General features: G+C 32.2%; 14 protein-coding genes. 2 read left to right on the top strand and 12 right to left on the bottom strand.

Translation table 11 applies throughout. The features are described from left to right. Positions 1-60 precede the first annotated feature (60 nt). Both ACFQ1R_RS12400 and ACFQ1R_RS12395 read right to left on the bottom strand, forming a co-directional pair. Positions 61-825 (bottom strand): TIGR02757 family protein, encoded by a 765-nt coding sequence (locus tag ACFQ1R_RS12400; RefSeq protein WP_379926554.1) that lies wholly within the window; start codon positions 823-825, stop codon positions 61-63. Positions 826-827: 2 nt separating this feature from the next. Beyond that, the gene (locus ACFQ1R_RS12395; RefSeq protein WP_379926553.1) at positions 828-1,502 is read right to left on the bottom strand and encodes an ABC transporter ATP-binding protein; all 675 of its coding nucleotides are present in this window, start codon (positions 1,500-1,502) and stop codon (positions 828-830) included. A gap of 174 nt (positions 1,503-1,676) precedes the next feature. Between ACFQ1R_RS12395 and ACFQ1R_RS12390 the strand changes: the two genes are divergently transcribed. Then, positions 1,677-1,961 (top strand): hypothetical protein, encoded by a 285-nt coding sequence (locus ACFQ1R_RS12390; protein WP_379926552.1) that lies wholly within the window; start codon positions 1,677-1,679, stop codon positions 1,959-1,961. 37 nt (positions 1,962-1,998) lie between these two features. On the opposite strand, the gene ACFQ1R_RS12385 is transcribed toward ACFQ1R_RS12390, so the two are convergent. The 8 genes from ACFQ1R_RS12385 to ACFQ1R_RS12350 all read right to left on the bottom strand — a co-directional run bounded on the left by ACFQ1R_RS12385 (position 1,999) and on the right by ACFQ1R_RS12350 (position 9,678). Then, positions 1,999-4,224, bottom strand: a complete 2,226-nt coding sequence (locus tag ACFQ1R_RS12385; protein WP_379926551.1) for a TonB-dependent receptor — start codon at positions 4,222-4,224, stop codon at positions 1,999-2,001. Between the two features lie 60 nt (positions 4,225-4,284). Further along, positions 4,285-4,572, bottom strand: a complete 288-nt coding sequence (locus ACFQ1R_RS12380) for a hypothetical protein (protein ID WP_379926550.1) — start codon at positions 4,570-4,572, stop codon at positions 4,285-4,287. Between the two features lie 44 nt (positions 4,573-4,616). Beyond that, on the bottom strand, positions 4,617-4,919 hold the full coding sequence (locus ACFQ1R_RS12375) for a DUF6787 family protein (protein WP_379926549.1): 303 nt from the start codon (positions 4,917-4,919) through the stop codon (positions 4,617-4,619). A 37-nt stretch (positions 4,920-4,956) separates the two neighbouring features. Further along, the gene (locus ACFQ1R_RS12370; RefSeq protein WP_379926548.1) at positions 4,957-5,394 is read right to left on the bottom strand and encodes a DUF6146 family protein; all 438 of its coding nucleotides are present in this window, start codon (positions 5,392-5,394) and stop codon (positions 4,957-4,959) included. A 218-nt stretch (positions 5,395-5,612) separates the two neighbouring features. Continuing rightward, a complete protein-coding gene (locus ACFQ1R_RS12365) occupies positions 5,613-6,254 on the bottom strand; it encodes a DUF937 domain-containing protein (protein ID WP_379926547.1) in 642 nt (213 codons plus the stop codon). 113 nt (positions 6,255-6,367) lie between these two features. Next, a complete protein-coding gene (locus tag ACFQ1R_RS12360; RefSeq protein ID WP_379926546.1) occupies positions 6,368-7,318 on the bottom strand; it encodes a D-2-hydroxyacid dehydrogenase in 951 nt (316 codons plus the stop codon). Between the two features lie 160 nt (positions 7,319-7,478). Next, entirely contained in the window at positions 7,479-8,543 is a 1,065-nt protein-coding gene (serC, locus tag ACFQ1R_RS12355) for a 3-phosphoserine/phosphohydroxythreonine transaminase (protein WP_379926545.1), read from the bottom strand. A gap of 76 nt (positions 8,544-8,619) precedes the next feature. After that, complete coding sequence (locus ACFQ1R_RS12350) at positions 8,620-9,678, bottom strand: acyl-CoA reductase (protein ID WP_379926544.1); 1,059 nt, start codon at positions 9,676-9,678, stop codon at positions 8,620-8,622. A gap of 66 nt (positions 9,679-9,744) precedes the next feature. On the opposite strand from ACFQ1R_RS12350, the gene ACFQ1R_RS12345 reads away from it, so the two are divergent. Then, complete coding sequence (locus tag ACFQ1R_RS12345; protein ID WP_379926542.1) at positions 9,745-10,095, top strand: 4Fe-4S dicluster domain-containing protein; 351 nt, start codon at positions 9,745-9,747, stop codon at positions 10,093-10,095. 432 nt (positions 10,096-10,527) lie between these two features. On the opposite strand, the gene ACFQ1R_RS12340 is transcribed toward ACFQ1R_RS12345, so the two are convergent. Together ACFQ1R_RS12340 and ACFQ1R_RS12335 are read right to left on the bottom strand one after the other, a co-directional pair. Beyond that, a complete protein-coding gene (locus tag ACFQ1R_RS12340; RefSeq protein WP_379926541.1) occupies positions 10,528-10,791 on the bottom strand; it encodes a hypothetical protein in 264 nt (87 codons plus the stop codon). Positions 10,792-10,799: 8 nt separating this feature from the next. Beyond that, the gene (locus ACFQ1R_RS12335) at positions 10,800-13,469 is read right to left on the bottom strand and encodes a TonB-dependent receptor (RefSeq protein WP_379926540.1); all 2,670 of its coding nucleotides are present in this window, start codon (positions 13,467-13,469) and stop codon (positions 10,800-10,802) included. Positions 13,470-13,563: the final 94 nt, after the last annotated feature.

Genomic DNA, 13,563 nt, shown 5'->3' with positions numbered 1-13,563 from the left:
TAACAATTTTTGAATAAAAAAAAACGATTGATAAACCTGAGTTTATCAATCGTTTTTTTATCAAAACCCTTCAAACACACCCAAACCAAATAACGCAAAATCGTATTTTACGGGATCTTTTGTGTCTAATTTTCTTAAAGCTGTATCTAATTCAAATAAAGCTTTCCCATCATTTTGTTTTCTGTTTAATAACCCTAATTTTCTAGCTACATTGCCTGAATGTACATCTAAAGGACATGAAAGTTGGGTAGGTGAGAGGTTTTTCCAAATACCAAAATCTACACCAGCATTATCGTTTCTTACCATCCATCGTAAAAACATATTGATACGTTTTGCTGCCGAATTTTTTAATGGATCGCTAATATGCTTTTGTGTTCTTGTTAAATGTTCAATTTCAAAAAAAGTTGTTTTAAATTTTGAAATAGATGGTTGAAGCGACTTGTTTTCAGCATATTTAACAAATACATTTTCTAACCCGTTATGGTTTTTATAAATATTTTGTAATGACTTTATAAATTGAATAGCATCATCAGCATTAAATGTTCTGTGAACAAAAGGTTGCAACTTTTCTAGATCGGGTTCGGTATGATTTATTACAAAATCAAAAGGAGCATTATCAAGTAACTTCATCAACCGTTTTGCATTATTTATAATGCTTTTTCGGTTTCCCCAAGCAATAGTAGCTGTTAAAAAACCTGCAATTTCTATATCTTCTTTTAATGAATAATTATGTGGAATTTGAATTGGATCACTTTCAATAAACTTGGGGTTATTATATTGGTTTACTTTTGTGTCTAAAAACTCTTTAAGTTCAATTTTTTTCAAAACTAATCAATATGATTGTTGGTTATTTTTCCATCTACCATCACCAATTTTCTATCGGCTAAATTGGCTAGTTCTTCGTTGTGTGTTACAATTACAAAAGTTTGACCAAATTCATCACGCAATTTAAAAAATAGACTATGTAAATTTTCAGCACTTTCGCTATCTAAATTCCCCGAAGGTTCATCAGCAAAAATTAAATCGGGATTATTTATAAGTGCTCTAGCTACAGCAACACGTTGTTGCTCACCACCAGAAAGTTCATTTGGTTTGTGGTTATAACGGTGTGATAATCCTAAAAAATCTAACAATTCTTTAGCACGTTTTTCTGCATCGGCTTTTTTTGTGCCTTTTATAAATGCAGGTAAACAAACGTTTTCAATAGCTGTGAATTCTGGCAATAACTGATGAAATTGAAAAATGAATCCGATGTGTTCATTTCTAAATTTAGCTAGTGCTTTGTCATTTAAAGCACCAACATCGGTATTATTAATTGTAAGTTGAAAGTTTTCTTTGGAGGAAGCTCTATCTAAAGTGCCTAAAATTTGTAATAATGTTGTTTTTCCTGCGCCTGAAGCACCAACAATAGAGATAACTTCCCCTTTTTGTACATGTATGTCAACTCCTTTTAAAACCTCTAAGTCTTTATAAAATTTATGGATGTTAGTTGCTTGAATCATAAGTAAAATTTAACACCGTGAAAATACTACATTAACCTGTTCTGTACAATTAAGAATGGTTTTTATTGTTTGATGCTGTTTTAGGTTTATATTTATGTAACTGAAATTTTTAAAAAAGAAAGAAAATTGGTTTTGGTATGTTTCTTGTTATTCAATTGATATAAATTTTAATTAATGAATAAATACAGTAAATTATTTTTAGGAATTTTATTTGATGCTATAGGTTATGTATCGTTTTTAATTCCTGGTATTGGTGAATTTTCAGATATAGTTTGGGCGCCACTTTCTGGGTGGTTAATGACTAGATTGTATAAAGGGAAATCTGGTAAAATTGCGGGTGTTATTAACTTTATTGAGGAAGCATTACCTGGTTTAGATATTATTCCAACCTTTACACTTATGTGGATTTACACTTATGTTTTTAGCAAAGAAACACCTAGAGTTAAAATAGAACAATAAAAAAATCCCTTTCAATTTTGAAAGGGATTTTGGTTTATTATAAGTTATAAGTTAAGCCAATAATAACATTTGTTCCCATATTAAAAACGCCATCAGTTTTTAAACGCGATAAGTGATTTATATAAGTTTTATTAGTTAAGTTAGTTCCTGATAATGTTAAGGTTGCTTCGTTTTTAAACAGGTTGAAACTTCCACCAATTCCAGCACTTAATAAACTATAGCCATTTGTAGTTGTTTCAAAAACACTTACGTTGTTTTGGTTAAATGTTGTTGTTAATTTTATAAACGAATAGCCTTTTTTTAACCAAGGTTTTTCAAATTCAACTCGTAAAATATTGGTTATAGAATTAGCAGGAATTAATGGTAAGTAAACATTATTAGCTTGCTTGCCTGTTACGGTTTCAAAACTACTTTCAATATGTAACCAATCTAATGGATGCGGATGTATGTGTAACCCAACTTCACCACCATATAATTTAGCATCATCTTGTAAATAAATAAAAACAGGATTGCCATCAATAACAGTTCCGTTTGGTGATAGAAAAATGTAATTATTAATGGTGTTATAAAACCCGTTAACAAAAAACTCAACGTGTTCGTTTTTATATTCTAAGGCTATATCGGTTTGAAAGTTTTGTTCACTTTTTAAATTTGTGTTTCCTATTTCATATCGGTTTGTACCTTCGTGTGCACCATCAGAAGTTAATTCAGATAAATTTGGCGCTCTAAAACCAGTTGCCAGATTTATTCTTGCTGTTATACTTTTTGCTATATCGGTTTTTACGCCAAAAGCACCATTAAAGCTATTAAAGTTTTTTTGCAAACCTGAAGCAATATCAATTATTCGGTTATCAAAACGCGCACCTAATTGTACATCGGTTTTTTCAAAATGAATATGTGAGGTTGCTAACACGCCAATATCGTTAGTTGTGGCATCTGGTATTAATTGCTCTTCACCATAATTGCTATTTACTTGGTTCATACCTTGTACACCAACAATGGTTTCAAACTTACCAAGTTTTGGTAGGTTGTACTTAATATCATAATTAGCGGTTTTTAACTTCATATGAAGTGCAGCTTCTAAAATTTCATCTTCTTCATGTTCTTCTTCATGTTCATGTTCATCGTCATCATCATCATGGTGGTGTTCTTCAAATTCCTTTCTATCATTATATATATAACCCAAATTAATATCTAAACGTGCGTTATTGAAAAATACTGTCGATTTAGAACTAAATATATGATTTGTAAGGTCTTGAAAAGGTAACAATGGTGTTTTGTTAGTAGATTGTTCGCCTATTTCTTCTGGAATACCTAGTTTTGAATGGTTTATATTGTATCTAAACTCAGTTTTGAAACCTTCTTTTTGATAGCCAATACCTGCTTTAAAATCCTGTTCTTTAAAACGTGTGTTGGTTACGCGGTAAACATTTGTTTTATAATCGGCATGTTCTGCGAAACTTCCTCTAAATAAAAATTTAAAATGCTCGTCTGAACTTTTATAACCTGCATTAGTACTAAAACCTTGTGTATTGCTGAAGTAGTTTCCACTAAAATCGGCATTTGAAGTATTATTTTGAGCAAACTTTTCAGGATTTAAATATAATACGCCACCAAGCGCATCGCTACCATAAAGTAGGGAAGCAGGACCTTTAATAACCTCGACGCTTTCAATACCCGAATCACTTATGCCCAATCCATGTTCGTCTCCAAATTGCTGATTTTCCAATCGAACGCCTTGTGTATAAACCAAAACACGATTTGAACTTAAACCACGAATTACGGGTTTACCAATGCTTAAACCAGTTGTTACACTTTCTACACCAGCAATATTAGTAATACCATCGGCTAAATTTACAGCACCATTAGCTTTTAAATTGGTAATGGTTTGTTGTTCTACTTTCATAACATTTTCACTTTGTAATTTGTGAAATGGTGTAGATACAATTACAGCTTGCATTTCTATAGCTGATGGAGTTAAGCTAATGGTTAAGTTATTGGTATTTGGAATGAATAGATTTAAAGATTTTGTTTCATAACCTAAAACGGATATAATTATTTTATGATTACCCGAAGGCAGGTTTTCTAATGAAAAGTAACCTGTTTCATTTGAAGATGTTCCTTTTTCAAGTTCTGAAAAGTAAATATTAGCAAACGGAATGCCTTGATTTGTATTGGCATCAATAACGTTTCCTTTTATTGAGTTTTGTGCATATAGGTTTGCAATTGCTAGAAATAGCAATGTATTTAATAGTATTCGCATATTATTTTTTTAATTTAAAAGTTGATTTTTACTGATAAGTTTCAGCGTATTTTGTAACTATTAAATTAATGATGGCGGTCCGCGAAGTGTTGTTTGTAACCGTTGAAATTTACTTAAAAAGTGATATTGTGATACAATTTGAACAGTATCTTCATTAAAAGAAACTAATTCAAAATTATAAAAAGTGAAGGTGTATTGGTTACTTAATTTGAATTTGTAAAAGTTACAATCTTTATTAATTTCATGTAAATGTGTTGCTTTTTCACCTTTACAAATATCGTGTTTATGATGTGCAAAAATATGTGTGAATTTATAAACAGTAGGAATTAATAACGCTAGCGCAAGCATTAATGTTACTATTTTAAAAGCGATATGTTTTTTTGCGTTTTGCATTAATCTACAAATCGTTTCAAGCCAATACGTTTTAACATTTTTTTTTCGAAATTCCAGAAAAATTTATGTTGCCCAAACAACCAACCAAAAAACACTAAAAGAAATTGGTACATTACAAATAATAGCAAAATACGTATTACCCAATAAGGAAATGTACCCAAACTTTCTGTTGAAATTTGAAAAAAGTTTAAAATAGGCTTTCCTATATATGAAGCAGTTGATCCGGTTATAGCGAATACAATTAAAATAACAATAATTTGCCAATCATTATCAATACCCCAACGTTTTTTTAATTTCTCCAAAAGTTACTTTTTGAACTCCAAAAATAAGTAAAGTAGATTAAATTCTAGGTACAAAAGGTCCTAATCTTTGTTTATATGTTAGCTGAAAATATATGAAGTAGTTATACAATTTATAATTTACATCGTACCCATAATCTATATTGGGCTGATAATCAATTTGCATTTCGTATAAATTAGGATTGTAGCGTTGTGGTTGTAACACACGTTGATTCCACTCGATAACATATTGATAATTTCTATTTTCTAAATATTGTTGTGTGTAGAAACCTTCAGGTCTTGCAGTGCTTGCTAACCAAGCATTGAAACCAGGTTCAATAATAATAATTTCATACTCTAAAGCATCATTACTAATACTAACGGTGTCACTAAGTTTGGTGTTTTCTAATGCTTCATTTTTGATTGAAGAAGTTGGCTTTGTGGTATTACAGCTTATAGCAAAACAACAAATAAGAAGTATGTAAATAATTGATTTCATCTTTTAAGGTTTATTATTATACAATCAAAATTATACTTTGCCTAGTTGATATGAAAGTAACAATGAGTATAACCTATTTTCCAGTTAGTAAAATAGTCTAATCTTGATACTCAAAATTACAAAAACGATATACTAAATACTTGTTTATGAATTGTTTTAACAAAAAAAAACGCTAAACATGTAAGTTTAACGTTTTTAATTTTATGTTTGAAGCTCTGTTATTTACCTCCAAAAAGACCACCTAGTAAACCACCAAGTCCGCCTTTCTTTTTATTACCGCCTAAAACCATGCCTGCTACATCATCAATAATACTACCATCACCATCGGCATCTAAAATAGATTCTAAAAAGCTTTGTTCATTTTTAGCAGAACTACCACTTAATAAGCCGCCTAATAACCCTTCAAGACCACTGGCACTATTAACATTTTGTTGTTTTGCTTTGTTACCCAAAACACCCATTAAAATAGGAGCAGCTACTTTTAAAATTTGAGCAACCGAACCTGCATCGATACCAGATTTTTGACTGATAGCATTTTGTACATTTTGTTGTTTACCACCTAAAACATGCCCTAAAATTTTGCTTCCGTCATCTAAAACATTGGTGTCTACACCACCATTAAACAAGCCACCAAGATTATCTAAAATACTGCCATCGTGTTTACCACTATTTAAAGCACCAAGCAAGCCTTCTGCACCTTGAGGTGTAGCGGCATTTCGTTTCATGGCTGCCATTAATACAGGTAATGCCATAGTTAAAACATCTTGTGTTTTGTTTGCTGGTTGGTTGGTTTGGTTTGAAACACCGTTAACAATGGTTTTACCAAGGTCACTGTTTAATAAGTCTAAAATTCCTGACATAGTATTATTTATGATTTAATGATTATAATTATAAAAGATGAAGGTACAAAAAAAGTCCCAACTATAAGTTAGGACTCTATTAAATCAATTAGGTCACAATTTTTTATTGTTTCCTATTTTAAAATACTTATTATTTGTTCAGCTAATTCAGTACCAATTCTATCTTGGGCTTCGTTAGTTGCAGCACCAGTATGAGGTGTTAACGATAAGCCTGAGTTCATTAATAATTGAATTTCTGGTTTTGGTTCATTTTCAAAAACGTCTAAAGCTGCACCAGCTACTTTTCCGCTTTCAATAGCAGTAACTAAAGCTGCTTCATCAACTACACCACCACGCGCTGCATTTGCAATAAATACGCCTTTTTTCATCATTTCAAATTCTGGAGCACCAATAACATATTCTTTTTGTGCAGGAACGTGTAATGTAATAAAATCGGCTTGTTTTAAAACGTCTTCTTTAGAAATGGTTTTAATTTCAAAATTCACTTTTTGACCATCAAAAAATTCTAATTCTAAATTCGCTTTTTCCATAAATGGGTCGAAAGCAATAACTTTCATACCAGCACCTAAAGCTACTTTTGCAGTGGCTTGTCCTATACGTCCAAAACCTAAAACACCTAAAGTTTTTCCTTTAAGCTCAACACCTTTAGCGTAGGCTTTTTTAAGTTTTCCGAAGTTAGCATCACCTTCTAATGGCATATCTCTGTTTGAGTTATGTAAAAAACGTGCTAATCCGTAAAAGTGACCAAACACTAATTCGGCAACAGAATGTGATGAAGATGCAGGTGTATTAATTACATGAACGCCTTTGCTTTTCACATAATCAACATCAATATTATCCATACCAACACCACCACGACCTACAATTTTAATACTTGGGCAGGCATCAATTAAATCTTTACGTACTGTTGTAGCACTACGTACTAATAGAACATCAATTTGTTTTTCGTTAATGTAATTTGCCAATTGCTCTTGTGCAACTGTTGTGGTAATTACCTCAAAACCGCCTTGTTCAAGTGCTTCTTTTCCAGTTTGAGAAATACCGTCGTTTGCTAATACTTTCATTTTTTTAGTTAAAAGTTAAAAGTTAAAAGTTAAAAGTTCTGTGAACCATTAATAATTTAACTTGTAATTAATTTTTTATTTTTTTTGGTCATTGCGAGGACGTAGGACGCGGCAATCTTTTGAAGAGATTCCTTCACTTTGTTCGGAATGACGTTTCGTTTTATGCCTTACTTTCTAATTCGCTCATTACTTCTACAAGTGCTTTTACACTTTCAATAGGTAATGCGTTGTACATAGAAGCTCTATAACCACCAACACTTCTGTGTCCGTTTACGCCACTAATACCAGCTTCTTTAAGCATGGTTTCAAACGTTTCTTTTAAATTTTCATTTTCTAAAGTAAACGTAGCATTCATTAACGAACGGTCTTCTTTTGCTGCAAAACCTTTGAATAATGGGTTTAAATCAATTTCAGAATACATTACTTGTGCTTTTTTCTCATTAAGAGCTTCAACAGCTTTGATGCCGCCTAAACTTTTAATCCACTCTAATGTTAGCATAGATGTGTAAACTGAAAATACTGGAGGTGTATTGTACATACTGCCATTTTCAATATGAATTTTATAATCCATAATTGAAGGAATGTTGCGAGATACTTTTCCTAAAATATCTTCTTTAATAACAACAAGCGTAGTTCCTGCAGGTCCCATATTTTTTTGAGCACCAGCGTATATTAAGCTAAATTGTGAAAAATCTAACTCGCGAGAAAAAATATCACTACTCATATCGCAAACCATAGGAATTGGCGAATTAGGGAATGATTTCATTTGTGTTCCAAAAATGGTATTGTTGGATGTACAGTGAAAATAATCATAATCTTCAGGGATATCATACACTTTTGGAATATAGTTAAAGTTTGCTTCTTTAGAAGATGCTACTTCGTAAATATCGTCTAATTTTTTAGCTTCTTTTATAGCTTTTGCACTCCAAGCACCTGTATTTAAATAGCCAGCTCTTTTTTCTAAAAGATTCATGGCAACCATTAAAAATTGTGTACTTGCACCACCTTGTAAAAATAATGCTTTGTAACCTTTGCCTTCTAATCCCATAAGTTCTAAAACTAATGCTCTGGCTTGCTCCATGACATCAATAAAACCTTTACTTCTATGAGATATTTCTAAAATAGATAGTCCTTCGTTGTTAAAATCAAGGACTGCTTGAGAGGATTTAAGGATTACTTCTTGTGGTAATATACTAGGTCCTGCACTAAAGTTGTGTTTCTTCATTTGTGTTGTAGAATTTAAAGATGCAAAGTTGCTAATTAATTAGAAAAATACTGCTAAAAATTCAATAATTTTTTCGTCAAATTGCTAACAAAAATTCAACAGAATCGACACTATCCGCATAATCCCAAAGATATGGTTTTTGTGTAGCTCCAAATGCAATTTCGTTTTTTGTAAATCCTTTAGAAACTATGCATTGAATTTGGTTTTTATCAGCTTCTAATTTTTGCTGAAGTTGCTCAGCATCATCATAATATTCATAAAAAACGGTGGCAATAGGCGAAGCATAACTTTGGTCTTCTTTAATCATTAAAAAACCATTTTCAAGCATATCAAATTCGCTCATTAAATAAACAGCTTTATTATAATCATAGTTGTTGGCGTATTTGGCTTTATCAATAATGGGATGCCAGTGGTACATGCCATTAAAAAAGGCATCAAAATTGTAATTTTTAGGTACAAATAATTTTGATACGTTTCTACAACCCAAACCGTAATATCTAAAAATATCTTCCGAAAGGTTTTTAAAATCTGTTTCAGTTTCTGTACCTGTTAAAACGGCTACCGAGTTTCTATTATTTCTTATAATTGAAGGTTTTCCTTTAAAATAATATTCAAAATAGCGTGCCGTATTATTGCTTCCAGTGGCTATAACGGCATCAAAATTTTCTAATTTTTCATTAGTAAAGGTTATTTTTCCTTTAAACTCGGGTTCAATATATTCTAAATACTTAGCTAAATAGGGTAGTAGTTGCTGGTCGTTTGATGATTGCTTAACTAATACTTTGTGTCCTGTAATTAACACCGATAAAAAATCGTGAAAACCAACCAACGGAATATTTCCCGCCATAATAATAGCTACTTTTTTAGGTTGATTGATTTGTAAATTATAGGGTTTAAGCCATTTGCTTAGGTTAGCTTCGGTTAATGCATTAACCCAACCTGAAATTGCGAACTTAATGTTTTCTAATGTAAACCAGCCATTATGTTCTTCAGCTAATTTTATTTGATGCTTAAAACCATCAAAAAATAACTCATTGTGTTCAATATTATCCTTTTTTTGAATAACTTCATTAGAAAATTGACTTAAAAAATCTCCTAATTTCACAAATGCGTTAATTCTTTGGTCTAAATGCATGCTTAATTTGGTTTTGAATTGTTTTGGCGTTATTTTTGCCCGACAAAGTTAAAAAGAAAAAACGCTATGGCAATTATTATAACAGACGAATGTATAAATTGTGGTGCTTGCGAACCCGAGTGCCCAAATACAGCAATATATGAAGGTGCAGATGATTGGCGCTATAAAGATGGTACTAGTTTAACAGGTACTGTTGTTTTAACAAACGGAACTGAGGTTGATGCCGATGAAGCACAAGAACCTGTAAGTGATGAATACTACTATATTGTACCAGATAAATGTACCGAATGTAAAGGTTTCCATGATGAACCACAATGTGCTGCCGTTTGTCCTGTAGATTGTTGTGTGCCAGATGATGACCATGTTGAAACTGAAGAAGCATTATTGGCTAAACAACGTTTTATGCACCCAGAATAATAATCAATTACAGTTGATAATTGACAAATAACAATTACTAATGAATCCTGAGTGTTTGCTTGGGATTTTTTTATGCTTTAAATGTACGGTGGCAATACTGTAATTTTTATTGCTTTTTGGAATATTTGTAAAATCTGTACATTTTTGGCGTTTTAGTAATTTTAACATTAGGTAACCTTATCTACGCCTTTGCTACGGCGTAACTATGGGGTTATGTACTAGCACGCGCCAAACTAGTATATTTGCTTGAACCTGTTTAAATACCTTAAATACTAATTTGCTGATAGCACGCCCATAGCTTATAATTTGTGTATAGAAGCAAAAGAAAAATAATTTGAAAACTTATGATGAATAATAACCACACTACTATCAACTAAAAAAGCCTTGTAAATACGTTAATTACAAGGCTTTTTTTTAAATATTATTTACAAATTAGAATTGGTAATTAAGTTTAGCGTAGTAATAAGCGCCACTAAAGCCCATTTGTACAGAATCCCAATAACCACCTGCTTCAGTCCAATCATCTTGTTGGTCTGGGTAAATATTAAAAAGGTTATTACTACCAACATTAAGTTTTAAACTTTCACTTAATTTAAAACCTAAATTTAAGTCGGTTACTATTTTAGAACCATAAGTATCCGTTGCAGCAGCAATTTGTTGTGCAAAAGTGCCATAATCTGCAGTGTCTTCATACATTTGATAATCTAACTAAGTTTAGCGTAGTAATAAGCGCCACTAAAGCCCATTTGTACAGAATCCCAATAACCACCTGCTTCAGTCCAATCATCTTGTTGGTCTGGGTAAATATTAAAAAGGTTATTACTACCAACATTAAGTTTTAAACTTTCACTTAATTTAAAACCTAAATTTAAGTCGGTTACTATTTTAGAACCATAAGTATCCGTTGCAGCAGCAATTTGTTGTGCAAAAGTGCCATAATCTGCAGTGTCTTCATACATTTGATAATCTAACAAGGCTACTTCGCTAAATCTGGTAAATGTTAAAGCGGCATCAAACCAGTTTTTGTTATAGTTTAAATTTAAACTCATTTTGCTTTTAGGAGCAGATGTTAGTAAAAAAGCTTTATCGCGTTCACCAAAAAAGGTTTGTTCATCTAAAGCACCATTTTTTACTTTATCTATTTTCATATCATTAAAGTTTCCTAAAAAGGTAGCACCAATAGAACTATCATCAGCTAGTTGCGTTTTATAAGCTAAAATAATATCTAGACCTGTAGTTTTTGTGTCGGCACCATTAGCAAAAAATTGAGCAGCTTCCACATTTTCAATTTGAGGCGCATCAAAATTTCCAGTTAGTACAATTCTATCTTTCACTTTTATGAAATACCCATCAACGGTAGCTGTAAAATCGCCAAACGAACTTGTAAAACCAAGAGCAGCATTAAATGCTTTTTCTTCTTTTAACGGTCCAATACCAAAAGAAGCTGTTACAGGACTGTTGTTAGGAGACAAAAGCGATTCTAAGGCTTGCCCACCAACAAAGTTTGTAAATTTTAAATTATAATATATTTGAGCTAACGAAGGCGCTCTAAAACCAGTGCTTAACGATCCACGAATATTAAAATTATCGGATGCTTTTAAACGTGCTGCTAACTTTCCATTTAAGGTACTTCCAAAATCGCTAAAATTTTCAAAACGTACAGCAGAACTTAATAGGAATGTTTCTGTTAAATCAAACTCGGCATCAGCATAAAGCGACAAGTTGCTTCTGCTTCTGTTTACTTCATTTGCAGGACTGTAATCTGGAAACCCTTGAGAACCACCAGGACGTGGATTACCTAAATCGTCTTCAGCTTGTGTTTGGTTTTCAGGATCGGTGATAAGAATGCCATTTTCAGTATATGTTCCATACGAGCCTTCTTCACCTGAATAAATAATAAATTGTTCGGTTCTATATTCTGCACCAAATGCTAAGTTCATACCATTTAAAACATCATCATAATATTTAGAAAAATCGAAATTTATGGTGTTTTGACTTAAACTATGTCCGCCAGCATCAAAATCGGTTGGCGATGTGTCTTCTAAAGAGGCGTTTAATGTTCCTTTAATGAAATAATGAAAATCATTTTTTCCGAAGGTATTACTAATATCTATTTTCCACCCTGAAGCAGTTTCAGTTCTCATACCCGCAGCTAGTGAATTATCAACAATTATAGATGTAATTCTTGGTGTGAAACCGTTTGGATAAATAGATTCTACCACACGAACACCATCATTTCTGGTAAAAGCATACGCATCGGTATCTCTGTAATTTCTGCCTCCAAAAGCATAAAATTCAGTTTTGTCTGATACCGGAATAGCTAAATTTCCAAAGAAATTAAAGCCATCAATAGCAGCTTCACCAAAACCTTTTCTAAAATCGAATGCCGGACGTAGTGTTTTGTTTTTGCTTAAATATTCGGTAGTAAAGTTAGCAAAACCACCTTCGCCAATTTCAAAACCGTAGTTAGCAGTTACTTTTACAGAACCACCATCAAAGTTTTGGTCTTTACCAATAGCGTTACCATCTTTTTTAGTGTCTAAACGATAGCCGTCGGTATTCCAAGCGCCATATTCACCAAAATCACTTGTGTTTACATCTGCGTTTGTACTGTATGCACCATAACTTACACTTCCAGTAAGTTTGTCTACATTATCTTTTAAAACAATATTAATTACACCAGCAATTGCATCTGACCCATATTGCGCTGAAGCACCATCTCTTAAAATTTCAATGCGTTTGATAGATGAAGCAGGAATTGCGTTTAAATCGGTACCTGTATTACCACGACCTCTTGTGCCAAAAATATTTATTAAAGACGATTGGTGTCTGCGCTTTCCATTAATTAAAACCAGTGTTTGGTCTGGACCTAAACCACGTAAGGATGCAGGGTCAACATGGTCGGCACCATCAGAACCAGTTTGCTTATTGGCATTGAACGATGGAGCAGCATATTGCAGCATTTCATTAATTTCAACTTTACCAACTTGGGTTGTAACATCGGCAACATCAATAACGTCAATAGCAACAGCTGTATCAACAGCAGTTCTTTTTGGGCTACGAGAACCAACTAAAACTACTTCATCAAGACTAACACCATCTTGTAAGGTTACATTAATTATGGTTTGATTTTTTACACTAACAGTTGTTGCATTGTAACCTACATAACTAAAAACTAACGTACCTGTTGGGCTAACTGTTATTGTGTATTTTCCATCAATATCTGAAATAACACCAGTAGTTGTTCCTTTTACAACCACGTTAGCACCAGCAATAGGCGTTCCAGAAGCATCTGAAACAACACCTTTCACTGTTTGCGATTGGGATAAATTAATGCTAAAAAAAAGTAGCATTGTTAAATAAATGAATTTCATATGTATTGTTTTTGGATTAGTTACTGCTAAAATATGTTAATATTTTATCAAAAGCTATGCGTACATAATAAAAATGTTGATTATTTTTTAATAA

The sequence above is a fragment of the Mariniflexile jejuense genome (genome assembly GCF_042675665.1).
GTDB classification, from domain to species: domain Bacteria; phylum Bacteroidota; class Bacteroidia; order Flavobacteriales; family Flavobacteriaceae; genus Mariniflexile; species Mariniflexile jejuense.
This window is presented reverse-complemented; position numbering and strand designations above follow the sequence as displayed.

Coding starts and splice junctions, on each gene's coding strand:
- ACFQ1R_RS12395 (WP_379926553.1), bottom strand. CDS start 1,502: ATGATTCAAGCAACTAACATCCATAAATTTTATAAAGACTTAGAGGTT.
- ACFQ1R_RS12390 (WP_379926552.1), top strand. CDS start 1,677: ATGAATAAATACAGTAAATTATTTTTAGGAATTTTATTTGATGCTATA.
- ACFQ1R_RS12385 (WP_379926551.1), bottom strand. CDS start 4,224: ATGCGAATACTATTAAATACATTGCTATTTCTAGCAATTGCAAACCTA.
- ACFQ1R_RS12380 (WP_379926550.1), bottom strand. CDS start 4,572: ATGCTTGCGCTAGCGTTATTAATTCCTACTGTTTATAAATTCACACAT.
- ACFQ1R_RS12370 (WP_379926548.1), bottom strand. CDS start 5,394: ATGAAATCAATTATTTACATACTTCTTATTTGTTGTTTTGCTATAAGC.
- ACFQ1R_RS12365 (WP_379926547.1), bottom strand. CDS start 6,254: ATGTCAGGAATTTTAGACTTATTAAACAGTGACCTTGGTAAAACCATT.
- ACFQ1R_RS12360 (WP_379926546.1), bottom strand. CDS start 7,318: ATGAAAGTATTAGCAAACGACGGTATTTCTCAAACTGGAAAAGAAGCA.
- serC (WP_379926545.1), bottom strand. CDS start 8,543: ATGAAGAAACACAACTTTAGTGCAGGACCTAGTATATTACCACAAGAA.
- ACFQ1R_RS12350 (WP_379926544.1), bottom strand. CDS start 9,678: ATGCATTTAGACCAAAGAATTAACGCATTTGTGAAATTAGGAGATTTT.
- ACFQ1R_RS12345 (WP_379926542.1), top strand. CDS start 9,745: ATGGCAATTATTATAACAGACGAATGTATAAATTGTGGTGCTTGCGAA.
- ACFQ1R_RS12340 (WP_379926541.1), bottom strand. CDS start 10,791: ATGTATGAAGACACTGCAGATTATGGCACTTTTGCACAACAAATTGCT.
- ACFQ1R_RS12335 (WP_379926540.1), bottom strand. CDS start 13,469: ATGAAATTCATTTATTTAACAATGCTACTTTTTTTTAGCATTAATTTA.